Source organism: Anaerolineae bacterium (assembly GCA_035529315.1).
Taxonomy (GTDB): Bacteria; Desulfobacterota; Desulfobacteria; order Desulfobacterales; family ETH-SRB1; genus Desulfaltia.
This window is the reverse complement of the sequence record DATKWZ010000015.1, coordinates 1-26,113: the sequence shown is the minus strand read 5'-3', so window position 1 is coordinate 26,113 and position 26,113 is coordinate 1. Positions and strand designations below refer to the sequence as shown.

23 protein-coding genes and 2 tRNA genes are annotated in these 26,113 nt (G+C 44.2%); 10 read left to right on the top strand and 15 right to left on the bottom strand.

Annotated elements, in window-relative coordinates; translation table 11 throughout:
* Positions 1–59: 59 nt before the first annotated feature.
* Positions 60–806 carry a YkgJ family cysteine cluster protein gene (locus tag VMW78_02700; GenBank protein HUV49918.1) on the bottom strand — a complete coding sequence of 249 codons (747 nt, stop codon included), beginning with the start codon at positions 804–806 and terminating at the stop codon, positions 60–62.
* 466 nt (positions 807–1,272) lie between these two features.
* Between VMW78_02700 and aprB the strand changes: the two genes are divergently transcribed.
* The 6 genes from aprB (at position 1,273) to sat (ending at position 10,228) form a co-directional block, all read left to right on the top strand.
* Positions 1,273–1,704 (top strand): adenylyl-sulfate reductase subunit beta, encoded by a 432-nt coding sequence (aprB, locus tag VMW78_02695; protein HUV49917.1) that lies wholly within the window; start codon positions 1,273–1,275, stop codon positions 1,702–1,704.
* Positions 1,705–1,781: 77 nt separating this feature from the next.
* On the top strand, positions 1,782–3,761 hold the full coding sequence (gene aprA, locus VMW78_02690; protein HUV49916.1) for an adenylyl-sulfate reductase subunit alpha: 1,980 nt from the start codon (positions 1,782–1,784) through the stop codon (positions 3,759–3,761).
* Positions 3,762–4,009: 248 nt separating this feature from the next.
* On the top strand, positions 4,010–5,287 hold the full coding sequence (locus tag VMW78_02685; GenBank protein ID HUV49915.1) for a CoB--CoM heterodisulfide reductase iron-sulfur subunit A family protein: 1,278 nt from the start codon (positions 4,010–4,012) through the stop codon (positions 5,285–5,287).
* Between the two features lie 10 nt (positions 5,288–5,297).
* On the top strand, positions 5,298–7,637 hold the full coding sequence (locus tag VMW78_02680; GenBank protein ID HUV49914.1) for an FAD-dependent oxidoreductase: 2,340 nt from the start codon (positions 5,298–5,300) through the stop codon (positions 7,635–7,637).
* 91 nt (positions 7,638–7,728) lie between these two features.
* Complete coding sequence (qmoC, locus tag VMW78_02675; protein ID HUV49913.1) at positions 7,729–8,859, top strand: quinone-interacting membrane-bound oxidoreductase complex subunit QmoC; 1,131 nt, start codon at positions 7,729–7,731, stop codon at positions 8,857–8,859.
* 85 nt (positions 8,860–8,944) lie between these two features.
* A complete protein-coding gene (sat, locus tag VMW78_02670; protein ID HUV49912.1) occupies positions 8,945–10,228 on the top strand; it encodes a sulfate adenylyltransferase in 1,284 nt (427 codons plus the stop codon).
* A 154-nt stretch (positions 10,229–10,382) separates the two neighbouring features.
* On the opposite strand, the gene VMW78_02665 is transcribed toward sat, so the two are convergent.
* Positions 10,383–10,475 (bottom strand) — tRNA-Ser (locus VMW78_02665).
* A 130-nt stretch (positions 10,476–10,605) separates the two neighbouring features.
* Positions 10,606–10,693 (bottom strand) — tRNA-Ser (locus tag VMW78_02660).
* A gap of 306 nt (positions 10,694–10,999) precedes the next feature.
* Between VMW78_02660 and hisF the strand changes: the two genes are divergently transcribed.
* From hisF to VMW78_02640, 4 genes are all read left to right on the top strand, one after another.
* Complete coding sequence (hisF, locus tag VMW78_02655) at positions 11,000–11,767, top strand: imidazole glycerol phosphate synthase subunit HisF (protein ID HUV49911.1); 768 nt, start codon at positions 11,000–11,002, stop codon at positions 11,765–11,767.
* Between the two features lie 2 nt (positions 11,768–11,769).
* Complete coding sequence (truA, locus tag VMW78_02650; protein ID HUV49910.1) at positions 11,770–12,510, top strand: tRNA pseudouridine(38-40) synthase TruA; 741 nt, start codon at positions 11,770–11,772, stop codon at positions 12,508–12,510.
* Positions 12,511–12,546: 36 nt separating this feature from the next.
* Positions 12,547–13,704 carry an alanine racemase gene (gene alr / locus VMW78_02645; GenBank protein ID HUV49909.1) on the top strand — a complete coding sequence of 386 codons (1,158 nt, stop codon included), beginning with the start codon at positions 12,547–12,549 and terminating at the stop codon, positions 13,702–13,704.
* Between the two features lie 108 nt (positions 13,705–13,812).
* Complete coding sequence (locus VMW78_02640; GenBank protein HUV49908.1) at positions 13,813–14,166, top strand: hypothetical protein; 354 nt, start codon at positions 13,813–13,815, stop codon at positions 14,164–14,166.
* A gap of 247 nt (positions 14,167–14,413) precedes the next feature.
* Here the strand turns inward: VMW78_02640 and VMW78_02635 are convergent, their stop codons facing one another.
* From VMW78_02635 to arsB, 12 genes are all read right to left on the bottom strand, one after another.
* Positions 14,414–15,109, bottom strand: a complete 696-nt coding sequence (locus VMW78_02635) for a 4Fe-4S dicluster domain-containing protein (protein ID HUV49907.1) — start codon at positions 15,107–15,109, stop codon at positions 14,414–14,416.
* A 16-nt stretch (positions 15,110–15,125) separates the two neighbouring features.
* Positions 15,126–17,483, bottom strand: coding sequence for a molybdopterin-dependent oxidoreductase (locus VMW78_02630; protein HUV49906.1), 2,358 nt, complete (start codon positions 17,481–17,483; stop codon positions 15,126–15,128).
* Between the two features lie 383 nt (positions 17,484–17,866).
* Positions 17,867–18,757 carry a LysR family transcriptional regulator gene (locus VMW78_02625; protein ID HUV49905.1) on the bottom strand — a complete coding sequence of 297 codons (891 nt, stop codon included), beginning with the start codon at positions 18,755–18,757 and terminating at the stop codon, positions 17,867–17,869.
* Positions 18,758–19,006: 249 nt separating this feature from the next.
* Complete coding sequence (locus VMW78_02620) at positions 19,007–19,729, bottom strand: DUF1573 domain-containing protein (protein ID HUV49904.1); 723 nt, start codon at positions 19,727–19,729, stop codon at positions 19,007–19,009.
* 204 nt (positions 19,730–19,933) lie between these two features.
* The gene (locus VMW78_02615) at positions 19,934–20,389 is read right to left on the bottom strand and encodes a MauE/DoxX family redox-associated membrane protein (GenBank protein ID HUV49903.1); all 456 of its coding nucleotides are present in this window, start codon (positions 20,387–20,389) and stop codon (positions 19,934–19,936) included.
* A gap of 5 nt (positions 20,390–20,394) precedes the next feature.
* Positions 20,395–20,892, bottom strand: coding sequence for a rhodanese-like domain-containing protein (locus VMW78_02610; GenBank protein HUV49902.1), 498 nt, complete (start codon positions 20,890–20,892; stop codon positions 20,395–20,397).
* A 560-nt stretch (positions 20,893–21,452) separates the two neighbouring features.
* Positions 21,453–22,298, bottom strand: coding sequence for a Bro-N domain-containing protein (locus VMW78_02605; protein ID HUV49901.1), 846 nt, complete (start codon positions 22,296–22,298; stop codon positions 21,453–21,455).
* 277 nt (positions 22,299–22,575) lie between these two features.
* Positions 22,576–23,445, bottom strand: coding sequence for a BRO family protein (locus VMW78_02600; GenBank protein HUV49900.1), 870 nt, complete (start codon positions 23,443–23,445; stop codon positions 22,576–22,578).
* A 280-nt stretch (positions 23,446–23,725) separates the two neighbouring features.
* Positions 23,726–24,022 carry an NfeD family protein gene (locus VMW78_02595; GenBank protein ID HUV49899.1) on the bottom strand — a complete coding sequence of 99 codons (297 nt, stop codon included), beginning with the start codon at positions 24,020–24,022 and terminating at the stop codon, positions 23,726–23,728.
* Between the two features lie 65 nt (positions 24,023–24,087).
* On the bottom strand, positions 24,088–24,234 hold the full coding sequence (locus VMW78_02590) for a hypothetical protein (protein ID HUV49898.1): 147 nt from the start codon (positions 24,232–24,234) through the stop codon (positions 24,088–24,090).
* 27 nt (positions 24,235–24,261) lie between these two features.
* Positions 24,262–24,867, bottom strand: a complete 606-nt coding sequence (gene arsM, locus VMW78_02585) for an arsenite methyltransferase (protein ID HUV49897.1) — start codon at positions 24,865–24,867, stop codon at positions 24,262–24,264.
* Positions 24,868–24,897: 30 nt separating this feature from the next.
* Positions 24,898–25,983, bottom strand: coding sequence for an ACR3 family arsenite efflux transporter (gene arsB / locus VMW78_02580; protein ID HUV49896.1), 1,086 nt, complete (start codon positions 25,981–25,983; stop codon positions 24,898–24,900).
* Between the last annotated feature and the right edge of the window lie 130 nt (positions 25,984–26,113).

Here is a 26,113-nt window from a genome sequence, read left to right as displayed (position 1 = left end):
AAGTGTGCGAAGATAAATAAAAAATCCTTCGTGTTCTTCGTGGTGATTAATAAAATCGCCTAAGCTGACGGCATTGATTTATTATTAAAAAGCACCTGTTTTATCCAGTTCAGGCCCAGTTTCAAAAGCGCAACATCATCAGTCTTCACTGCATCCAGAGTGTCTATATCAAGATTAAGATCGTTTAAAATCCCTTTTTGAAACATGTGGAATTTGAATGTATCAAGGTTATAACAGGCCATATTAAAAATCCGCCGGGATTCGTCGTCCATACTGCTTCCGGGTATAAGACGATTCTTCAAACAGATGATATCCATAAGCAGATCGTTCATCTTATTATATACGGCAATGCCCTGATTTTCAATCCATTCACGGACAGTGTGTGTTTGTCCATGATTAAAACCAAGGCAGTGAGGCTCTTTCAGCAGCATATATTGCTCGGTCATATTGCCTGTTTCCCTGGATCTGGTAAGAATACGGGCAAGAGGGTAGGTGCGGCATGATGACGGCCTATCTTCGTAAACACTGCATCCTGAAGGCGTAACAAACGGACATTTATATTGTGAAGCATAATTAAATTTCAGTGAAATAATTGGGAGCCCCGAGTCAGGGCCTGTGTGCTCAGATGTATATTTTTTCAGAAAAAGATCAGATGGGATGCCAAGTCGATTTTTAAGACGCAGGATATCATATGGGGTTAAAAACTGATTAAGATCTTGGCAACATTTATTAAAACATAAAACAGCTTCAGAACATGAGAATCTGAAAGTATCATCTAACAAAAGAAGGGTTGTTTGGTCTGCCATTTTTATCCAATGAGTTGTTCTAAGAAATCTTGGTAATATTAAACAATATCAGGTAGCATTTTTATTTAGTATGTCAACATAAAATTTTGAATATAAATACCATATATAGGGTTCATACAGACATTGCTATCCAGATATTGTTTATAGGGCTTTTGGCTGTAATCAACCGCAAAATTTAGCCCTTTGTTTGTCCAAAAGTTCTTGACAAGCAAAAGGCTAAATGATATTAGATTTGTTTATTTATATGTATAATATCTTATTGATTTTGCAGGACATATTATAATTTTTCAACCTGACGATGGTTTATATTTTTTGTTAAGAAAATTTATGTGATAATATTAATTTAAGCTGATTGAAGACTTAATTTTTGAGCGGCTATTGAAGGGAGGTGCAAAAACGTTTAAAAAAAATTGACTGAAATTTCGCAACAATAATTCTTACAACGCAAAATTAGGAGGTATAATTAATGCCAAGTTTTGTAATCCAAGAGAAATGTGATGGTTGCAAGGGCGGGGATAAAACAGCCTGCATGTACATTTGTCCTAATGATCTGATGGTTTTGGATCCTAATGCTATGAAGGCATACAATCAGGAGCCTGATCAGTGCTGGGAATGTTTTTCATGCGTAAAGATTTGTCCTACCCAGGCAATCGAGGTTAGAGGTTATTCCGACTTTGTGCCTATGGGAAGCAGCATAATGCCGATGCTGGGAACTGAGGATGTTATGTGGACCTGTAAGTTCAGAAACGGTCTTATCAAACGTTTCAAGTTCCCCATCAGGACTACTCCAGAGGGAACCGCAAATGCTTATAAGGCTATGAGGGGAAAGGATCTCGAAAGTGAACTGCTTTGTACTGAAGAAGCTGACGGCTATGTTATTCCAAAACCCAAAGCATAGACTGTCTTTATCTTGTTTATCTGTATCCACAGTAAAATGATTAATCATGAATAAAATATTTTTAAGGAGGATATAATATGGCAATACCAAATAAACCTTTGGGTGAAATCAAAGCCGTAAGAGATCCGGAAGTTGAAGAGCGGGAAGTTGACATCCTGATCGTCGGCGGCGGTATGGCTGCCTGCGGAACTGCTTTTGAAATAAAGAAATGGATGTCTGAAGGCCAGACAGTTTTACTGTGCGACAAGGCTGCCATGGAACGAAGCGGCGCTGTTGCTCAGGGCTTGTCCGCAATCAACACCTATATCGGCGATAATACACCCGAGGACTATGTCCGTATGGTACGTAACGACCTGATGGGCATTGTTCGTGAAGACCTGATCTTTGATGTGGGCTGTCATGTTGACGATTCAGTACATCTTTTTGAGGAATGGGGTCTCCCGATATGGAAGAAATCTGCGGAAGGGAAAACCCTTGACGGCAAAAAGGGCCAGGCTATGGGAACATTAAAGTCAGGCGCTAAATGTGTTCGTACAGGTAAATGGCAGGCTATGATCAACGGTGAATCCTATAAGAGGATCGTTGCTGAGGCCGCCAAGTTAGCTCTTGGAGAAGAAAACATTTTAGAACGTTGTTTTATTGTTGAGATTCTTCTTGATGCCAATAAAGAGAACCAGATTGCAGGTGCTGTTGGTTTTTCGGTTCGTGAAAACAAGATTTACATCATCAAGTGCAAGACCATGATGGTAGCCTGCGGCGGCGCTGTTAATATTTATCAGCCTCGAAGCGTTGGCGAAGGAAAGGGCCGTGCATGGTATCCTGTATGGAATGCCGGTTCTACATACACCATGTGCATGAAGGTTGGCGCAGAGCTTACCATGATGGAAAACCGTTTCACCCCGGCCCGTTTTAAGGATGGTTATGGTCCTGTGGGCGCATGGTTCCTGCTGTTTAAGGCTAAAGCAATCAACGGCCTTGGGGAAAGTTATACGACCAGTGATGCGGCCAAGGCAGAGCTCGCGAAATATGCTCCTTATGGAACAGCTGCCATTACACCGACATGCCTGCGAAACCATTTAATGCTGTTTGAAATGAAGGAAGGCCGCGGGCCTATTCAGATGGACACTGTTACAGCTCTTGCAACGCTTGGCGCTAAGCTGGACAAGAAAGAGCTCAAACATCTTGAGTCAGAGGCATGGGAAGACTTTCTCGATATGACATGCGGGCAGGCCAATCTGTGGTGTGCGCAAAACTGCGAGCCTGAAAAGCTGAATTCCGAGCTTATGCCGACTGAGCCGTATCTGTTAGGGTCACATTCCGGCTGCTGCGGTCTCTGGGCTTCCGGGCCGGATTTTGACTGGGTGCCGGATTCATACAAGGTTAAAGCCGCCAACGGCAAGATTTATAACCGCATGACAACGGTTAACGGTCTTTTCACCGCAGGCGATGGTGTCGGCGGTTCAGGCCACAAGTTCTCATCCGGCTCACATGCTGAAGGACGTATTACCGGCAAGGCTATGGCAAGATACGCTAAAGATCATGCTGATTTTAAGCCGACCCTGAGCCAGAAAAAAGAGGAACTTGTTGCCCTGGTGTATAAGCCGGTGCGAACATTCCTCGATCATTGTGGCTATACAACAGCAGTTGATATTAACCCGAATTATGTGAAGCCCAGCGGAATGGCGATGAGACTAATGAAGGCTACTCACGAATACGGAGCCGGCACAGCCACATACTATCAGACCAGCACTAAGAGTCTGGAAATTGTTATGGACCTGCTCAAGACAATGCGCGAGGACAGTGAGAAGCTGGCTGCAGGAGATCTTCACGAGCTGATGAGATGCTGGGAAATCTATCATCGTATCTGGACTGTTGAATCCCATTTGCGTCATATCCAGTTCCGTAAAGAGACACGTTATCCTGGATTCTACTATCAGGCTGATTATCCCGGACAGGATGATAAGAACTGGTTCTGCTTTGTTAATTCAAAGTATGATCCAAAAGCTGGAACATGGGAATGCAAGAAAAGGGATTGCATCAAGATTGTTCCCGATTAATCGAAAATTCGACCGCTCAATAGTCGAATAAGCTACCTCCAGGTATCGCAAGATGCCTGGAGGTTTTTAATAGAGTTAATATTTAGGTGTTAAGTGTTAAGTGTTAAGTGTTAGGTGCTAAGTATATGATTAAACAGACAATCGCTTCAACCTAACACCTAACACCTAACACTTGACACGTTTCGTAAAAAGGTGTTTTTCTGACTTTTTTGCGGATTTATCAATTTTTTTATATGCGGAGGGATAGCATGACAGAAGATAAAGCAGCCCTTGCTGGTGGAAGCATTTTAGTGGTTGGAGGAGGGATAAGCGGATTAACCACTACCCTCGAAGCCGCTGAAGTAGGGTATGAGGTATTCCTGGTTGAAAAAAATCCTTATTTGGGTGGAAGGGTGGCACAGCTAAATCAATATTTTCCCAAGCTTTGTCCTCCGACCTGTGGGCTTGAAATAAATTTCAAGAGAATAAAGGATAATCCAAGAATTAAAGTCTTTACTCTTGGAGAGGTGGAAAAGGTTGAAGGCACACCGGGCAATTATAATGTAACTGTTAAATTAAGCCCAAGATTTGTTAATGAGGATTGTACGGCATGTAATGAATGCGTGGGTGTGTGCCCTGTTGAAAGAAACAGCGCGTTTAATTTTAACATAGATAAGACAAAAGCAATTTACAGACCCTTTGAGCTGTCTTTCCCCATGCGATATGTTGTAGATCCTTCTGTATGCAAGGGATCGGAATGTAACAAATGTGTTGAGGCATGCAAATACAATGCAATCGATCTTAATGCAGAGGCAAAGACAATAAATCTGAATGTGGGAGCCATTGTCTGGGCTACAGGATGGGAACCGTATGATGCTGCAAAGATAGACAATCTGGGGTTTGGCAAGTATCAGAACATAATTACCAATATGATGATGGAAAGATTGGCAGCTCCAAACGGCCCGACAAAGGGGCAGATCCTCCGCCCATCAGACAGCAAGGCTCCGGAAAGTATTGCCTTTGTCCAGTGCGCGGGTTCAAGGGACGAGAATCATCTCCCCTATTGTTCATATATCTGCTGTATGGCTTCGTTGAAACAGACTACATATATAAGAGCGCAATATCCTGATGCCAAGATATATGTATATTATATTGATGTAAGGTCTCCAGGCCAGAGGTATGAAAAGTTTTACAAACAGATCAAAGAGGATAAAAATGTCTTTTTTATTAAAGGCAAGGTTGCAGAGGTCGGCGAAGATCCTGGTTCCAGGAACATCACCGTAGTTGCCGAAAATGCCGTGACCGGTGAAAAGATCAGGCAGGAAGTTGATATGGTTGTTCTTGCTACCGGCATGCAGCCAACTGCTAAAAATGTAAAGCTTCCGGCTGATCTTAAATACAGTGATGATGGTTTTATTATTAACGATTTTGAAAAAGGTGGCATGTTTGCTGCTGGCTGTGCTAACAAGCCGGCCGATGTGGTGTCATCGAACCAGAATGCAACCGGTATGGCCCTGAAGGCTATTCAAACCCTGGTGAGAAAGTAGGAGGTTATCCATGGATAAAAAGTATGGTGTATATATATGCACAGGTTGTGGAATCGGGGACGCCCTTAATATAGAGAAATTGTGTGATGTGCCCAAGAAAGAGGGCATGAGTGTTAAAACCCATCCTTTTCTCTGTGGAAAGGAAGGGGCTGATCTGTTAAAAAAGGATATAGCAGACGATGGGGTTAACACTCTTGTTGTTGCCGGATGTTCCCGACGAGTAAATTATGATGTATTCAGATTTGACGGCTGTATTGTTGACAGGGTCAATTTAAGAGAACAGGTGGTATGGTCTCATCCCAGATCGGAATATCCCGCTCCTGCGGAAGAGCAGAAGGATGATGCTGCGTTCATCGATCATGTTCAGATGCTGGCTGCAGATTATCTGAAGATGGGAATCGTAAAGGTTAAAAAAATTGATCTTCCTGAACCGTTTAAGCTTGATACGATAAGCAGAAAGATCCTTGTTATCGGCGGCGGCATAACCGGAATATCTGCTGCAATAGATGCGGCCAGGACCGGTTATGATGTAACAATAGTTGAAAAGGAGGCATCCCTTGGAGGATATGCCGCTAAAATGCGCCTTCAGCTTCCAATGGAAAATCCGTATGAAAGCCTGATTCCACCAATAATAAACGCCAAGATCAAAGAGGCTGAAGCATATCCGAATATCACGATTAAAACAGATACGGTAGTTGCACGTATAGCCGGTCAGCCGGGTGAATTTACTGTAACTTTAAAAAAACCAGGAGAGGCAATAGAGTTTGATGTGCCTTTTCCTTTGCCCGATGAAATGAAGGTTGATGAAAAGGGTAAAGAGCTTGATGTTGAAAAGTTGGCCGAAGTTTACAAGGAATATAACAAGGGCAAAAAGGATATTTTGACCCTTGATCCTAACGGCGAGCTGTTCGGAGCTGTTATCCTTGCTGCCGGATGGAGACCGGATAAGCTTGAAGGTGATAAATTTTCTCATCTTGGATTCGGGAAATTGCCGGATGTTGTGACCAATAACCAGTTTGAGGAAATGGCTGCAAAGGGCAAGATAACAAGGCCCTCTGATGGGCGGGAAGCCAAGTCGGTTGTCTTTGTTCAAAGCCCGGACAAGGGGGATGATGACGGCGATTTTGACTATGCCGGGGCGGTTACAAGTCTTGTGTCGCTGAAACAGGCAAAGTATGTTCGTGAAGATTATCCGGACGGCAAAGCATATATCTTTTACCAGCATATGAGAACGCCCGGATTACAGGAGAACTTTTACAAAAGCATACAGCAGGATGAAGGGATCTTTTTAACCAAAGGCAGTGTTATCAGTGTATCTCAAAATGGTGACGGATTGATTGTCAATGCGGACAATACCCTTCTGGGAGAAAAGATTCAGGTTAAGGCTGATATGGTTGTTTTAGCGGCAGGCATGGTTCCGGCTACCGTAGACGATCCTATTGTTAATATGGCTTACAGGCAGGGGCCTGCTTTCCGTGATATCGGCCTTTTTAATGGATATTGCGATTCGAATTTCATATGCTTTCCATATGAAACCCAGAGAACAGGCATTTATGCGGCCGGAGGTGTTCGAAAGAGCATGACCATTGAAGAATCAATTGAAGATGCTGCCGGAGCCGCCCTGAAAGCAATTCAATGCCTGGAATCTGTAAACAGAGGCGTTGCAGTGCATCCAAGGTCAGGAGATATGACATTTCCGGACTTTTTCTTTCAGAGGTGTACTCAGTGCAAACGGTGTACACAGGAATGCCCTTTTGGCGCTCTTGATGATGATGAAAAAGGAACTCCAAAGCCTAATCCGACACGGTGCAGGCGGTGTGGCACCTGTATGGGAGCGTGTCCTGAGCGTATAATCGGTTTTGCCGATTATAATATCGACAGTATAGGATCCATGGTCAGATCGATTGGCGTTCCTTCTGCAGATGATTTTGACGAACCTCCATTTCGATTTCTCGGGCTGGTTTGTGAAAATGATGCTTATCCAGCCTTGGATATTGCCGGATTGAACAGGCTTAGCTATTCTGCCCATGTTCGGTTTGTTCCGGTTAGATGCCTTGGGTCTGTTAATGTGATATGGATCAAGGATGCCCTTTCCCAGGGAATGGATGGTGTTTTTCTGATGGGCTGCAAACATGGCGATGACTACCAGTGCCACTTTGTTAAAGGCAGTGAACTCGCAGATATAAGAATGAAAAAGATAGGTGAGGCATTAGCCAGCCTGGCTCTGGAAGAGGAGCGCGTAGCGCAGTTCCAGGTTGCTATTGACGAATATGACAAACTCCCGGAAATGATTAATTCTTTTGTGGAAATGGTTGAGGCGCTTGGCCCAAACCCGTTCAAGGGATTCTAACTAATATTGGTCGAGTGGTCAAGTGGTTGACTAATCGACTACTCGACCAATTGCTAAGCAAAGCGAAACTAATTTAATAGGAGGTAAAAGTATGTCGGAGAGATACCTGGTTGAGCCCAATATAGAGTTTGTTAAAGAGGTGGTCGGGCTTGGAGGAGATACACTGAAGAAGTGCTTCCAATGCGCAACCTGTTCGGTGGTCTGCCCGATTGCTCCGGAGAATAAGCCATTTCCAAGAAAAGAGATGATTGCCGCATCATGGGGTTTGAAGGATAAACTTATTGGAAGCATGGATATATGGCTGTGTCATAATTGCGGAGATTGTACCACCATGTGCCCGCGCGGTGCAAAGCCAGGTGATGTGCTGGGAGCTGTTCGTTCTTATGCGATTTCGGAATATGCAATGCCGAAATTTATAGGAAAAGCTGTAAATGATCCCAAAAAACTGCCTCTGCTCCTGGGGCTTCCGGTGGTTATATTTTTAGTTCTTGGCTTTATCACAGGCCTGCTTGATTTTACCCCGGGCGGAGATGAAATCGTTCATTCAAATTTCTTTTCCTCATGGCTTGTTGACATGATTTTTGTCCCGCTTGCTGCATGGGCTGCAATAGTTTTCGGAATAGGGCTCAAAAGATTTGTAAATAATATGCATGAAAACGCAGTGCTTGAAGGCAAAACAGACAAAAAGAAACTGGAAATCGGAGGCCTTATAAAGGGGCTTTTAAGCGTTATCCCGACCATATTAAAGCACAGCAAGTTTTCTGAGTGCGGCGAAAACAAAGACCGTGCCACAGCGCATCTTATGGTCTTTTATTCATTTATTGGACTTTTTATTGTAACAAACATATTTTTTGTCGTGCTTTATGTTTTTCAGATTCACGGTCCATATTCCCAAATGAACCCGGTTAAATGGCTTGCCAATGTCAGCGGCATAGCCCTTGTTATCGGCAGCGCATTGATGATAAAAAATCGTATGGGTAAAACAGATCAGGTGACCAGCTACAAGGACTGGTATCTGCTTATACTTGTTCTTGGTCTTGGCGCCACCGGCCTGTTAACCGAAATGACAAGGCTGGCGGGAATAGGTGGTCTTTCTTATGCTCTATATTTCATACATCTGATGTTTATATTTCATCTGTTTATGTTTTTGCCATTTTCCAAGCTTGCTCATCTTGTTTACAGGACAGTTGCAATGGCATACGGTAACTATGTGAATAGATAAATATATATTATATTTGAAATAATAAAAAGGTTGAAAGTGTTTTGATTTTAATCGTGAGTTAATAATAAAAAAGGAGACTAAATCAATGTCAAAATTAGTACCACCACATGGAGGAAAAGGGTTAGTCTGTTGCTTGCTGAAAGGAAGTGAACTTGAGGCAGAGAAGAAAAAGGCTAAAACATTAAAAACCATTCCCATTTCAGGCCGTGCAAACGGCGATCTTATTATGATGGGTATCGGCGGATTCAGCCCGTTAACCGGTTTTATGACCAAGGCTGACTGGAAAAGTGTTTGCGAAAACTTTTTGCTGACAGACGGCACATTCTGGCCCGTACCTGTAACACTGTCTGCTTCTAAAGAGGATGCCGACAGCATCAACAAAGGGGATGAGATTGCTCTTCAGAATAAAGATGGAGAGATCATGGCCACAATGAAGGTCACTGAAAAATATGAGATGACCGAGGCTGATAAAAAATGGGAATGCGAAAAGGTTTACAAGGGTAAAGGCGAAGAATCCCAGGGCGATAACTTCTGGAAAATTGCTCCTAAAGATCATCCCGGCGTTATCATGGTCATGAATCAAAAGGATTACAGCCTGGCAGGTCCTGTCAAGGTGCTTAGTGAAGGTGATTTTCTGGAAAGGTTTCCAGGAACCTATATGACCCCGGCACAATCGCGCGCTATTTTTGATGAAAGGGGATGGAGCAAGGTTGCAGCGCTTCAGCTCAGGAATCCGATGCACCGATCTCATGAATTTTTGGCCAAGATTGCCTGTGAAGTATGTGATGGTGTGTTTATTCACTCCCTCGTCGGGTCTCTGAAAGCTGGCGATATTCCGGCTGAAACCCGCATCAAATGCATAAATAAGCTTATCGACGGTTACTTTGTTAAAGAGAATATCCTTCAGGGCGGGTATCCACTTGACATGCGCTATGCAGGCCCGAGAGAAGCCCTGCTTCACGCCACCTTCAGACAGAACTACGGTGTCAACCGCATGATCATCGGTCGCGATCACGCCGGCGTTGGTGACTTCTATGGTCTGTTTGATGCACAGGATATCTTTGATGAGATTCCCCAGCCGAAAGATGCCGGGAAAAGACTCCTTTGTCAGCCGTTAAAGATCGACTGGACATTCTACTGCTTTAAGTGCGACGGCATGGCATCATTGAGAACCTGCCCGCACGGCAAGGAAGATCGTGTTGTCCTTTCCGGAACAAAGCTGCGCAAGATGCTCTCTGATGGCAGTGAAATTCCCGATCACTTTGGTCGCAATGAGGTACTGGATATCCTCCGCGAGTACTATGCAGGCCTGACCGAGAAGGTTGAGATCAAGATGCAGAGCCATGCTGCTGCTACTTCTATGAAATAATGAATAAATTACATAAATAGTATTCTTAATAAAAAAAGGAGGCAGCATTTGCTGTCTCCTTTTTTTGCTTTCAATATTTCAACTCGGTTTGTTATTTCCGCCTGTCTGCCGTGCTTGCACAGGCAGGTGAAAGCGGGAACCCAAAAAGTAAAACTGGCGGAGAGACAGGGATTCGAACCCTGGGTGGAGCTTTCGCCCCACACTCGCTTAGCAGGCGAGCGCCTTCAGCCGACTCGGCCATCTCTCCGGGAACCCGCTGACGCGGGTTACAATTTGCTTTTAGCTTCTGGCTTGTAGCATAATATTAGTAAAAAAACCTTTCTGCCAAAAGCCAATTGCTACCAGCTAATTGTGAGATTTAACAACGATAAATCTCTTGGCGGAGGGAGTAGGATTTGAACCCACGGAGCTTTGACGCTCAACGGTTTTCAAGACCGCCGCCTTAAGCCACTCGGCCATCCCTCCTTAATTTTGTGGATAAATAGCATGTTACTTGTTTCAGGTCAATATTTATTGGCCGCCCAAAATCAGAATAAAAGTTGACGTAATATAACATCTAATATAATTATTTTATGTCTAAGATGTGACAGCCGCCCAAATGTTTACGAAGCAAGCAAACCGTTGTAAAACGCCTCCTTTTGGTCATTGCGAGGAGTGAAGCGACGAAGCAATCTTGTGGATTGTCAACATGTTGTGAGATTGCTTCACTTCGCTCGCAATGACAATGCTGGTGCTATGCAAAGCTCTCATACTAAAAAAAAAGGAAATATTATGAAACCGGTAAAAATCATGCCATGCCTTGACATGAAGGACGGACGTATAGTCAAGGGCATACATTTTGTGGATTTGAAAGATGCTGGTGATCCAGTAGAAAATGCGGCATTTTATGAAAAGGAAGGGGCTGATGAACTGGCAATCCTGGATATAGCCGCAACATTGGAAAATCGAAAGAGTAGGCTGGAATGGGTTAAAAGTGTTTCATCTGTAATTACTATCCCTTTGACGATGGGCGGTGGTATTGCCTCCATGGAGGATATTGAAATGGTCCTCGAAGCGGGCGCTGATAAAATTTCTATTAATAGCGCTGCTGTCCAAAATCCTGACCTGATCAGGCAGGCGGCAAAAGCCTTTGGTTCAGAGAAGGTAACTGTGGCTATCGATGCAAGAAGGAACAAGGATATGCCGTCCGGATTTGAACTGGTTGTCTCTGGAGGAACCAGGCCAACAGGCAAAGATGCTTTGGTCTGGGCCAAACAGTGTCAGGAACTTGGCGCCGGCGTTATTCTGCCGACCAGCATGGATGGTGACGGGACTCAAGCTGGATATGATTTGGAATTTACAAAGGCTATTTCAGATATTGTAGATCTGCCGGTGATCGCTTCGGGTGGCGCAGGAAAGCTGGAGCATTTTTATGAAGGGGTTGTTCAGGGTGGCGCACAAATTTTATTAGCGGCGTCTGTGTTTCATTATCGCCTCTTTAGCATAAGAGAGGTCAAGGAGTATCTGCAAAAAAAGGGTTTACAGGTCAATTTGCAATAATAATGCTTAACAACTTTAAATTAACAATTGAATATGATGGAACCAAATATCAAGGCTGGCAAAGGCAAAAGAACGGACGCACAATTCAAGGAGTAATTGAAAACGCAATTAATATCATGACCGGCAGGAAGGTTTCTCTGACAGGTTCAGGCAGGACCGATGCCGGAGTTCATGCTTTGGCCCAGACGGCAAATTTTCTTTGCGACACAGACTTTGGCCCTGAAATCTTTCAAAAAGGGCTGAACAGCCTTGTGCCAAATGATATTGTAATAAAGGAATGCTGCCGGGTTGATGATAAATTTCATGCAAGGTATGACGCAAAAAGTAAAATATATCATTACAAAATATTAAATCAAAGGCTTAATTCAGCCATCAGCCGGCGCTATGTATGGCATATACGCAAAACACTCAATTTGGAAGCCATGCACCCGGCAATTAGCTGCCTGTTGGGAACCCATGACTTCAAGGCGTTTGAGGGGTCGGGCAGCCCGAGGTCAAACACGATAAGAACCATAATAAATGCGACTCTTGTTCAATATGATCAAAACAATCTGTGTTTTCAAATAGAGGCCAACGGGTTTCTGCGATATATGGTGCGTAATATTGTCGGGACTATTGTGGAGGTGGGGCTTGGTAAAATCACTCAGGATGATTTTAAAACAATACTGATTTCAAGGGATCGAAACCGTGCGGGAGCGACCGCTCCTCCGCACGGGCTGTTTCTCATTAATGTTAAATATTGATGGTTTCATAAAAAACATTTTCATGGAGGCCGGCTTTTGCAACATCCTATTGTATGGGCGGAGGTTGATCTTAAGGCTATAGCGCATAATGTTTGCGAATTGAGGCGAATAACAAGCCCGGATTCTCGCCTTATGGCTGTTGTAAAGGCTAATGCATATGGCCATGGCCTTATCGAAGTGGCGGGTACGGCATTGGAGAGTGGTGCCCGGTCTCTGGGTGTGGCAAGAGCGAGCGAAGGCATTAAGCTCAGAAAGGCCGGTTTTGATGCGCCGATTCTGGTTTTCAGCTATACTCCTCCTGGTCTGGCTAAAGAGCTTGTTGAGTTTGATCTGACACAAACCGTCTATTCATACAAAACAGCTAAAGCCCTGTCTTCTGCGGCAAACTCATTTGGTAAAAGGATCAGGGTGCATCTTAAAGTGGACACCGGAATGGGAAGACTCGGCCTGCTGCCTGATTGTTTCCGCACTTCGCAATCAAGCCGGGACGTTGATAATGCTGTGCATGAAGTAGAATTAATTGCGCGCCTTAAAAACCTTGAAATCGACGGCATATATACCCACTTTGCCTTTTCCGACAGCCCTGACAGGTCTTATACTGAAAATCAGCTTGCAATATTTATGAGGTTTATTGATCAGCTTAAAAGCGCTGGCATGGAATTTTCTGTCAAACATGCTGCAAACAGCGCGGCAGTGATAGATATGCCGGAAACACATCTTGATATGGTCAGAACCGGCATATCGATTTATGGTTTATATACATCTGAAAGTGTTGATAAAAGCCGGATTAATCTGAAGCCGGCCATGGAGCTTAAAGCAAGGATAATTCATCTAAAAAAGGTTCCGGCCGGATTTAAGGTCAGTTATGGAATTACATATGAAACCCAAAAGCCGACAACCATTGCCACTGTTCCCATCGGGTATGCGGACGGATTTAACCGCCTGCTGTCTTCCAATGGCCATATGCTGGTCTGCGGTCGCAAAGCGCCTATTGTTGGCCGCGTATGCATGGATATGACAATGTTGGATGTTGGGGATATCCCGGAGGTTTTACTTGAAGATGAGGTGGTAATTTTCGGCAAACAGGGGGATGCTTCTATAACGGTTGATGAAATAGCTTCAAGCATCAATACAATCAATTACGAGATTATATCTACGATAGGTGATCGTGTCCCAAGGATTTATTTGCAATAGAAATATCTTATCATCTTGTAACAATTTAACTCAAGTTTCGCGCCTTTTTTATTTATTAAAGCACTTAACCCTCTAAGGCGGGTAAAACGGTAAAAGGAGGATAGAAAAATGAAAAAATTATTTAAGGCGGCGGTTTTGAGCTTATGTGTGCTGACGGCTGTTTCCTTTGCATATGCCGGAAATGGCAAAGGCGCCCGAGATGGAAGTGGTCCAAAAAATAAAGCAGCTCAAAATTGCCCTGATTATGTGGATCAAAACGGGGATGAAATTTGTGATAATATCGGTTCCAGGCCCGGCAGTGACTTTGGAGCCGGCAACCAGGGCAGGGGTAGAGGCTTTCGCAGAGGTCTCAGCGATGGAAGATGTCCGATCAACAAAGCAGGGGTTGCAAAACCTAATTATGTAGATGAAAATAAGGACGGAATCTGTGATAATTTTCAAACCAAATCGCCCTCAAAGTGAAGCCATATAATAGAAGCATGAAGGTAAAGCAGCCCGGCCATAACTTGTGGCAGGGCTGCTTTGCATGAGATTTATTCATTAGAAAAGGGAGCCATCACCTTGGTGGATTCAGGTTATTAGGCTCCCTCCCGGAGATCTTTACCAGCTCACTTATTGTGAACCAAGCATCAGGAGGTGATGACCTGTGGTAAAGAATATGTTTGGGCAATAAATAACTGTGAGCGTCTGTTATTTATTGCCCATGACTCTATTTAAATCCCTTCACACCCTTGGGATATACGTAAACCCATGAAGTAGCCTGTTTCCCTATACCATAAACAGGATATCCCTGTTTATTAGCCTTTCCGGCCATTGTTCTGATTTCCTTTAATGTCCCGAACTTCAAGGCAGAGGCCGGGCAAGTGCTCACACAGGCAGGAGCTACGCCCTTGCGTACCCTGTCCACACAGAAGGTGCACTTTTTCATCAAGTTGGTCTCCTCATCCAACCTTGGCACCCCGCCGAACGGGCAGGCATCTGTGCACGCTTCACATCTTATGCAATTTTCGTGATTTATCAGAACCATGCCATCGGGCTCCTTATGAATGGCCCTGCCTTCCTGAGGGCACGCTGCAACACATGCAGGGTCTTCACAGTGCATGCACTGTCTTTTCGCTGTATGGTATATCACCTTGGGAAAGCTGCCCGTCTCAACTTCCTGGACCCAACACCAGGTGGAAGAGGTAAAGCCCTTTTTGTAAGTATTGGGATCCGGCTCGTTTCCGTTCCACATCTTGCAGGAGATCTGGCAGGCCTTACAGTTCACACAGTTGCGCACATCAACAAGGACACCGTATTCCCCTCCTTTTGCGGCGTGGACATATTTTGTTCCTGTCAGCAGCGCTGCCCCAATCCCTCCAATGCCGAGGTTCTTAACAAATTCTCTCCTATTTATATTCATCATCTCATCTCTCCTTTCATCAGACTTTTCGGATGCCAACGCACACATCACTCATCCAGGCCCCTGCCGACCAATCCTTTTTGCACAGCGGGTCATTCTCGGATCTGTCAGGGATCAAATAACCATCGCTTGGTCCTTTGTTAAAGGTAAGCTGCGGGACGGTATGGCCGTAATTATGAAGGACCATCACACAATCGGGCCTTATCCTTTCGGTAAGCCTTGCCTTGAGCTTGATGGCCCCTTGCTTGGATTTCACCTCTACCATATCACCTTCATTGATCCCTAATTTCTTCGCTGACGAGGTGTTAATCGAGGCATAGTGTTCAGGAAAGGCATCCAGGCTGTAAGGATTATCAGAGGTTATGGGTGAACTGTGCTTGAGCCCCGGCAATCTCCTTAGAAGCATGTAGAAGGGGTAATTGCTATCAGGCTTTGCCGCCTTTTCCAACCAGGAAGGAAGCGGGTCGTAGCCATGTTGCTTAAAGAGGTTTCCGTAAATCTCGATCTTACCCGACGGGGTCTTATATTCAGACTTGGACTTATAAGGAGCCTCCTTCTTCCACATACCGTTTGGAGCCTTCAGAAGGTCGGAAAAGGTCATGTCAATAGATTTAAGCATCGCCTCGTTATCAGCCTTAGAAGTCACCCATTCGCCGTTCTTGAGTTTGAAATACTCAGTTCCCAGTTTCTTATCGAGGCGCTTTGCTAACTCCAGCAGGACACCTGTCCAGCCCTTCTGCTCCCCTGCTGGTTTCTGTGCCTTGTTGCCGGCAAAGACCAGCTTATATCCGGGCGTGGGGACCTTCTTGTAGGAAATAAAATCAGATTCCAGGAACATCTTTTCCGGCAGCACCAGGTCGGCAAACCACATGATTTCCTTGGGCATGGAATCCATGAAGACCACAAAATCGAGGGTGGACAGCGCCTTAGCTATCTTCTTGGGATTGGGAAAACTCAAGATTCCGTAGCGGCGGAAGATCGCCATCTTCAACTCATATGGGTCCTTGTCAAGGATCCTCTGGGCCACATTGCAAAAGATGCCCCTATCGGTGATGAGATCTCTGACCAGGGGGAATTTGTGCTTGCCGTCAATGGAGCCTTTTTCCTTGATAAGGCCCTTTACACCCTTTGGCGGGTCCTGAACAAACTCCAGTTTTCCTGAAGGCGCCCAGCCAAAGGCCATGGTCGCTTTTCCACCATCACGATCAATGGCTCCTACAAGGGTGTTCAGTATAATAATGGCATGGGCCATCTGGTAGCTGTTGGTGTAGTTGGGTCCGCCCGCGCCATCCCTTTTATGGTTCGGCACCAGGGCCGGCCAGTTCTTCGGGTTGCTGAAATCCTTGGCTATCCTGACGATGGTGGAGGCAGGCACCTCGCTGATCTTCTCTGCCCACTCCGGGGTGTATTTGGCAAAGTGTTTTCTGATCTCTTTTTCGTGATCATAAAAATTTGTCTTACTTTTTACGAAATTCTTATCAAAGCGGTTCTTGGAGATGATGTAATTGATCATTGCAAGGGCCACTGCCGGATCTGTTCCAGGCTTGATAGGTATCCAGTCTGCCGTCTTGGATCCCAGCCCCCCCTGAAAGGGATTAAAACAGGTAACCTTGGCCCCGTTAGAGATGGCCTTCATCGCCTGTTGGGTGGGTTGGTTCTTGGAGCGATCAGGCTGGTCCCAGCCAAAACTTAACATGTACTTAACACCTTCCAGGTTGGTCCAGAGATTCCCCCCGATCAATGCCTTCCTCCCAACGAAAAATGGGGAAAAACAGGTGTCGTAGTGGGTAACTATGTTGGGGGAACCCAAAGAGCTGAGCAGTCTCTTACACCAGCCATAGGCGCCGTGGGAGAATAGAGCGAAGCGCTCGCCGTGTTTTCCGTTATCCGTCGCCTCCAGGATCTTGTTCACTATAGTGTCGTAGGCCTCCTCCCAGCTTATCCGCACCCAACCCGGATTCACACCAAAGCCTTTTTCTTCAGGATTGGTTCTCTTCATGGGGTAAAGGAGCCGATCCGGGTTGTTCAAAAAGCCCAATGCAGCCTTTCCCTTGGGACAAAGAGAACCTTTGTTAAAGGGATCGGCAGGGTTCCCCTCAAGGAATACAGCCTTGTCGCCCTTCTTGTAGACCTTCATCGGGCATCGGATCATGCAGATATCGCAGGTAGTATAAACCGTTTCATCAAAATCAAGCTTCCCTTGCATTGGAGGGAATGTATTGGCCTCGGCAAGATCGGTCATTCCTCCGGCAATGGAGGCCGTACCGAGAGTTAAGCCGAAAAGCCCCATAGCTTTGATGAATTTCCGCCGCTCCTCTGACAATCCGTTGCCATCCGGTTGTGTGTCTTCTCGGGTGTCCTTGTTTTCCTCATTCATATTCCACACCTCCTAATATTCTTGTTGATATTAAAAATCAGCTTTTGGCTTCCTTTTCAAATAACTACGACAAGCCTTGCTTCTTCCAGCACCCCCTCTCATAACGAAGTGAAATAATACATAATATGTGCCCTTTGAAAAAGGTTCTATTTTGCCTGTCTGCTTTGTTTTAAGGAAGACGAAAATTTGAGCGCCGACGCTTCACTGAGTATAAGTGCTGTAAAATATTGAGTGTTTTGAAATTTAAAATTTGAGATTAATCTTTTTGAGACTAAATTCTTTCAGAGAAGAGATCAAATCAGAAATTATTATAGGGGTATAAATATTTTTATTTGCAGTTAACCTTCGGGCAAGCCTGATTCAGGTTGCGGCTGGCAGCTTCATTATCGCTTATTTTTTAATATAAATTCGATAAAATTTTGGTGCATCATTGAGATTACACTCAGTTTTTTAGAAACCACAAAAAAAGATTGACTTAATGCTCCTTCCTTAAGCTGGATTTCAGATAACCGTCCATCTTTTAATTCATTTTTGACAATAAAATCTGGCAAAATAGAGAAACCCATTCCGCTCATCACCAGTCTCTTGATTGCTTCATCGCTCTCCGATACGGTTATGAACTGAAAACTTTTCAATTTTACATTATGTTTGCTTAGAAATTCCAGAAAAGATTTCCGCGTCCCAGAGCCCTCTTCCCGCATGATTAATGGGGTCCCGATCAATTCTCGTATTGAAGCGACTCTTTTGCATTGCTTCCGGGCATCGCAGGCCTCAATGATCGCCAAGGGCACCTCGGCAAACTTCTTCTTAACAAGGAACTTGTTATTTAGCCAAAGGCCGGTAATACCGACATCAAGAGATCCGGCCAACAATTCCTGAAATATCTCTTCACATTTGATAACCTTGAGTGACACCTTGACAGAGGGATACTTGTTTTTAAATGCCATAAGTGTCTCTGGAATCAAGTGCGCCCCTGCTATGAAACATACCCCCAGGCGCAATTGCGTCAAGGATTTCCCGGTTTGTTTTTCAATTTCGTTTAGTAGCTTATCGCGTAATGCTGCAAATTTGTTGGCGTAATGACAAACAATCTCGCCGGCATCGGTCAATTCTATGGCGCCGTAATGTGAGCGAATCACGAGTGGCGTCTGGAAATAGCTCTCAAGATTTTGAACCTGTGAACTTATGGCCGGCTGCGTCAAAAACATATCCCTGGCAGCGCCGGAAAAGCTCTGTTTTTCGGCAACTGCCAAAAATACCTTAAGTGAAAACATATTCAATTCCATCTTATTTCCCTTTCTTGTGCCATCTCAAGCTGCTTTATATTTGATGGTCTCGTAAAAAGTCTCGAAATCGTCATGCCGGACTTGATCCAGCATCCAGAACGCATTGAATTTACTGGATAGCGCTAATGCTTCACTACGTGCCCGACTTTCGCCGGAATGACGGAAAAGAGAACTTTTCGACTTTTTACGATGCCATCATATTTGAACTTTCTCCGGATTCATAATCATTTGCACACGCTACTTTTTCCTGTCTAATGGCGTGCTGAAAATATCGCCGATAACATAGATCGGAATTGCCGGGCGTAATTTGCTGTCTGTTTTTAGATAAATCACATCATTATATCGTCCGATTTCTTTTTTTAGATTTTCAACGGTCAATACATAACCTCCTGCATTCGATTTTTCTGCATCAGCTATGCTGAATTTGATGTATTTCCCATGTGTTGCCATTACGCTGATTATTTTAAACGGGTATTTAGTTTCCGGGGTAATTTCAACCTGTGCTTTTATCGGCTGCCCTGCTGAACCTCTCAGCATTATTCTTTGCGGTCTGATATCTGCAAATTTTTCAACACAGCCTGTAACTGTTACACTAAGTTCGGAGTGAATTTTATCATTGGTCTGAATATGGATATTTTTTCTGATTTTTTTCCCGCCATACCCGCTGGTCTGCATTTTAACCGTTATCTTCCCCTCACTACCCGGAGGGATCTGTCCCGCACTGGAGACAGCAGTACACCCTCAACCAGCTGTTGCCTTGTAAATAACAAGAGGCGCCGTCCCTTTGTTTTTAATAATGAAGTCATGAATGACCACAGCTCCTTCTACAACCGGCTCAAATTCAAATATTTGCTCCGGTAAAAAAGCAACCGGTTTTTCCTGGGTAATATTTTCAGCATCAGAATGGATCGCAAATAAAAGCAAAGAGCATAAAACAGCCATTATTACCTTTAGTTTCATTGTTCGGTTTCCTGTTAAAAAAATAAAATGTTATGATTGACAAACTCGTAAAAAGTCGAAAAATACCATTTTCCGTCATTCCGGCGAAAGCCGGGCACGTAGTGAAGCATTAGCGCTATCCAGTCTTTTCAAGCAGTTGCAGAGAATATGGACTCCGGTTTTCACCGTAGTGACAACTTTTTACGAAGTCATCACGATTGGTTATCATGTGTTTGACTTCGACACTTCACAGTTTCTTGAAAAATAAATTATAAACAGGAGATATACAGCCAGGGCCAAAAGTGACCCATCCCGCAACACAGTCCAAATGTCAGTCGAACTTTCCGCAGCCGAACTAAAAAAACACCCGCAACTGATATCCAGCCCCCGCGCCAGATTAAAGAGCAAAGCACCTATAAGCGTTGTTAAAAGAAGATTGCTCATTACAACCGCTCCCGGCATCCAGATGCCGATAATTAAAATAACACCTAAAACAAGCTCCAGCCACGGCAGCACAATAGCTGTTAGATTTATAAGAACATCCGGCAAAATCTGGTAATTATAGACTGCTTTGGAAAATGCCGCGGGGTGGAGAATTTTATCAAAACAGGCATAAATGAAAACACCTCCCAATATCAACCTGGAAAAAAGGAATAAAATACGATGGCAATTCCAGCTCATTTTCTTCATCTTCCTTCAACAGGCAGACTACGTTCCCGCCAAACTGTCCAGCCGTTTACCAGCACCCGGACATGTTTAAATCCAATGTCTAACAGGAACAACGCCAGATCATGGCTTGATTTACAGGTCTTTCCATCACAATAGGTAATTATAGTCATGTCCGGCGAAATATCTTTTATAACCTCGACAAACAGCCGGTCAACATCCTGCCAGGGCAGGCTTTTCGCCCCTGCAATGTGCCCATTTCTGAAATCTTCGTTAGAACGGGCATCAATGAATATTGCCGCATCTTCCGTAAACAGCTTTTCAGCTTCCGAAAGTGATATAATCAGGTCCTCTCCTGTTGCTGTAGTTATTCTGGATTCAGCAGACCAGTCGCCGATTAGTTGCAGGCTGTCGGGCCTTAAAGTGTTGGTGATCAGACCCAGTCCTGCACCAATGGCGAGGATTACTGATATTTGCCATAGTGTTTTTACCGATATCCTGTTACCGGTTTTCTTCATAATAGTCTTTTTGCCGCAAAAAACATCAAGGAAAAGGGGATCAAGTCTGCCTTTGACCTTATTAATGTTATAGGGTATTTTTTTATCTGTCTTTTAATTTTCTGTCGTATTTTTAAGCTTCAAAACTCTTCTTTTATTAAGGTTTGCGTCTTGTATTGTCTTCCATGGGTCAACAGTAGACCCCATTTGTCTACAAATGGACGTCCCGAACTGTCCCCTGGAAAGATTTTATTACGAACCTGTGGCAGGATGCGTGTATAATAATCTCCCTAAACCAGTATTTTTGCCCACAAAAACATCTGTTTAAGGCAATAAAACAGCTTTATTAGGGATGGGTGTTTTCTATGCGCTTAATTCCGGTCCCGATTTTTTCGATGTATCCTGCCCTTTAATGGGTGCCTATTTCACTCTTCACCCGACAATAGTTCGACAAGTCAGCCGTTGTTTCACAATACTTGTCGCAAAATGTCGCAATACTATGTCGTAATGTGTCGCAATACATTAGAGTATTTAACTACGGAATACTGCATTCTTACCCCTCCACCCAAAACGACAGTTTTTCATTCTTTGTCCAAATCAGTTCTTTTATTCTCCAGCCTTAAAATTGCCGCATTTTCCGGGCTAACAATGCTTTTCCCTGTTTGAGCTTCAATTTCCTTTCTTGCTGTTCCTGCAACATGACCGCCTTGCCTGGCGACCTCTTTATTTTGAGGAAAGGATTTAGGCTTTTTCTTTTTGGATATTTCGGTAGTGGAGGCTTCAGCGAGCATGTTTAGCACCAACTCAAGATTGGTCATATTATCTTTGAGATTCTGCTTTTTCAGTCTTTTGAATTTTTTGTATTCCTTAACACTTTTACCCGCCCAGGCTTTGGTAATTTCATCGGTTAGAATGGCATATTCCAGCCCCTCTTCTATTCCGCGTTGCTGCCATTCATCGGTGAGTTCTTTCCTAACTTCAATGCTTTTCAGGCGCTGGTTTATCCATTCTTTGGAATAGCCTTTTTTCAGATAGGTTTGCATTGCCCGTTCAAAGGCTAACTCCGGGTCTTCGGTTTCTTCAATGCGTTCATAACCGACTTTTGCCAGCCAAAGTTTAAAGGGTTCAGCTTTGGGAGATGGGATGGATTGAATTAATCGTAAAAGCTGTTCTGTATCCGCAACATCTGTGAATCGCATTTTACCATCGGCTGCTTGCATTTTCAAAGCGTGACAACTTGTCACGGTTTCATTGCCCTCCTTTTTTAGCCGCTCCTTGAGCTTCCGCCAATAGGCTTGCGGATTGAGACTTTCTGTCAAGATCGCGACCACATCAACAATGGAAAAATACCATTGCTCCTTGTTATCGTCCCAATAACGACGGACTTTTTTCTGATTAAACAGAATTATGGAATTTTCTTTTTTCATTCTTCTATCTCCAAAACAACCAGCTTTTCACTTTTCGCCCAATCAATAAAGGTAAGGGGTCAAGTCTACTATTGACTCTTGTTCAAAATTAATAAGTAGAAATCGAGTCTGCCTTTGACCTTATTAATAATGTCCTGTATTTTTCTGTCTGTCTTTTAATTTTCTGTCGTATTTTTAAGCTTCGGAACTCTTCTGTTCCCAAGGTTTTTGTCTCTTATTGTCTTTCATGGGTCAAAGGCAGACTTGACCCCTTTTTTATTGCCGAGCGATGCTGCAATCATTTTTTGTCCGCGTTCTTGTCCGGTTTTTGTTTTATCTGTCTTTGTTTTTTCGCCGGGGGAAGATAGTTTTCGGATGTGATGACGCTTTTGCCTGTTTTTGATTCCAATTCCAGCCTGGCTTTTTTCGCAATTTTACCGCCTTTTTTCCCCGCGTCCGCATTTTCAACCATACCGGTAGCGTCCACGCTTTCGGCAATCTGCCGGGTGGAAAGTTCCGCAAGCGCCGTAAAAATCAACTCCGCTTCGCTCATGTGGTCGCGCAGATTTTGCGTTTTGAGCCCTTTGATATTTTTATGTTTTTTGACTGAAACACCGCTCCATTCCTGATGAATGATGTTGGTGAGAGCAGCAAATTCGTCTTCTTTGGTTATTTCGTGGCCTTGCCAGTAATCCGTGAGTTTATTACGGGTTTCCTGCCCCATCATTCGCTGCTGAATCCACTTTTCGCTCCTGCCGTGCTGCTGCCAGTATTCACGGGCACGGTCAAGGGAACGGGCGGGATCACCCATATCCTGAATGCGCTCATATCCCACCTTGGCCAGCCATAATTTTATCGGTTCTGCCTTGGGGCTGGGAACCGACTGAATAAGCCGTAACAAGGTTTCAGGATCAGCAACATCGGTCAGGTATTTTTTTCCGTCCGCGGCTTCCATTTTCAGTCGGTTACATTTTGTAACCGACTCACTGCCTTCCTTTTTTAAGCGGTTTTTTAAAACTTTCCAGTAGTTTCGGGCCGCCTGATAATCCGGCTGCTGTATCAGAACCTGAATAATGTCCACCACCGAAAAATACCAGGTTTCCATCTTTTCATCGTAATGACGCCGGATTTTATGGTTTTCAAAAACGGCCAAAGTGTTGTCAGCCATTGTTGGCTTTTCTCCTAAATGTATTAAAAGATAGCTGAAAAATTTAATGCCTAAAAAACAGTATTTTGGTTAATATTGTGGGCCATATGGGACGGGCCTTGAACTGTTGATTACTTAAACGTCCCAGTACTCGCTCAAGATTTAATCGACATATCAATTTATCAAGGAGCGTCCCGAACTTCCCTAAATATGTTGTGAGTTAAAAACAAAGGCATGAGAAACTTATAATCTGAAGAACGTCCCATAGTCCTACGAGTTGGATGTTTTGAGTGTGCCGGATTCAGCCATTGAAAGGCTTCACCCTTAATGTTAGCCCTTCCACATTTTGAACAATCGCTTTATCACCAGTCGATAGAGGAACATCGCTGATAGCCCTCCACAGCTCCCCGTTAACAAAAACCCGCCCTTCGTTTGCTTGCCACTGTTTGACTTTAGCCACTTTTCCCAGCATACCTGTTACGCCACAGATTGATCTTTTCTTTCGGTTTTTGACATACCAGAACAGAGGGAAAATCACATGCTCGATAAACTCAAAGATGATAAATCCTATTGCCAGGATCATTATCAAGTTTTTCAAAGGCCCTCCTTTCAAGTGTTCCGATACGCTTGACCGCGCCGCCTGTCACCAGTGTTTATCTGTATTTATGGTTTTCCGGCTTGTATATATGCGGAAAACACCATGAGTTCTGTTCCCTCTCCGATATTCCAGCTCTTGATTATTTGTTCGCTGTTCCCCTTTTTTGTTATAATTATTGATTCAAACCCCAGCCTGTTTAGAATCTGTCTCACCTCATCCGGTGAGATAGCTCCGGATACTCACCCTGTGTAGGCTTTTGGATCATCTATGATTTCTTTTGGAATCTCTCCTGAACGCAAAACATCCGATATGCTGATCCTCCCCCCTGGCTTTAACACTCTGAAAATCTCTCCAAAAACAGCCCTTTTATCTGGTGAAAGATTGATAACGCAGTTTGACAGAACCACATCAACTGAATTATCAGGAACAGGCAACCCTTCGATCTCCCCTAATCGGAATTCGACATTGCCTACACCCATCTTATCTGCATTCTTTTTTGCCTTTTTTATCATTTCCAGCGTCATGTCAACGCCGATAACCTTCCCCTCTTTTCCAACTTTTTTTGCTGCCAGAAATGCGTCAAATCCGGCTCCACTTCCCAAATCAAGCACGATTTCTCCGGGTTTTAAATCCGCAAGGGTCAAGGGATTTCCACATCCGAGACCAAGATTAGCATCTCCCAGGCCAATGGCGAGTTCATCCTTTGTATAATCGAGTTTTTTACTTAAATCTAATATGCTTGCAATATCTGACGAGTCACCGCAACAGCGACACTTGTCGGGTTGAGCTATTTCGGCATAACTTTTCTTTATCATCTGCTTGATTTTGTTTTTTAATAATTTCATATCCGCTCCTTATCCTTTCACTTATTCCCGTCATGGCTTGCAGATAACATGGCAGATGCCGGTTGAGGTTTCAACAGCACAGACAAAGTATTTTTTCTTAAACCACAGGGCTACATTTACAAGACTGATCAGAACCGGCACTTCCACCAAAGGACCGATTACAGCAGCAAATGCCTGACCCGAGTCAATTCCGAAAACAGCCACGGCCACGGCAATGGCAAGTTCAAAGTTGTTGGATGCCGCGGTAAAGCTCAGTGTTGTTGACTGCTCGTAGGTGGCTCCCGCCTTCATGGATAAAAAGAAGGAGACAAAGAACATAATCACGAAATAGATGCACAGTGGTATGGCAATCCGAACCACGTCCAGAGGAAGCCGGACAATGTATTCGCCCTTAAGGGAGAACATGACAAGAATCGTAAAGAGCAGTGCAATAAGGGTTATGGGGCTGATTCTGGGAATAAATGTCTCGTCATACCACTGACGGCCCTTTGTCTTGATCCCGATCAACCTGGTCAACATACCCCCTAAAAAGGGGATGCCCAGATAGATAAAAACGCTCTCGGCAATCTGACCGATGGAGATGTCTACCACCGCGCCTTTAAGCCCCAGCCATTGAGGGACAATGGTAATGAATATATAGGCATAGACAGAGAAGAAGATGACCTGAAAAATAGAGTTAAATGCCACAAGTCCGGCACAGTATTCCGTGTCTCCGGAGGCCAGTTCGTTCCAGACAATGACCATGGCAATGCAGCGGGCCAGACCGATCAAAATCAGACCTGCCATATATTCTTGGTGGCCGGAGAGAAAGGTGATTGCCAAAAGAAACATCAAGATGGGGCCGATGACCCAGTTTTGGATCAAAGAGAGGCTCAGTATTTTAACATTGCGAAAAACCTGCCCCAATTTCTCATATTTGACCTTGGCAAGGGGCGGATACATCATTAGAATCAGACCTATTGCGATAGGAATATTCGTGGTGCCGATCTGAAAATAATTGATTACATTCCGTATGCCGGGGGAAAGATACCCCCAGAGCACTCCAACGAACATGGCCAGGAATATCCAGAAAGTTAAAAACCGGTCTAAAAAAGAAAGCTGTTTGATTTGCGACATACTTCTATCTCCCCAAAACCACCTGTTTAAGATTGATGAACTCGTAAAAAGTCATTTTGCGAGCGACATTGAGCAATTTTGGAGAAAGATTCAGGTCGAGCCTGGCGTTAAAAATTGCAAGCTGTTTGAG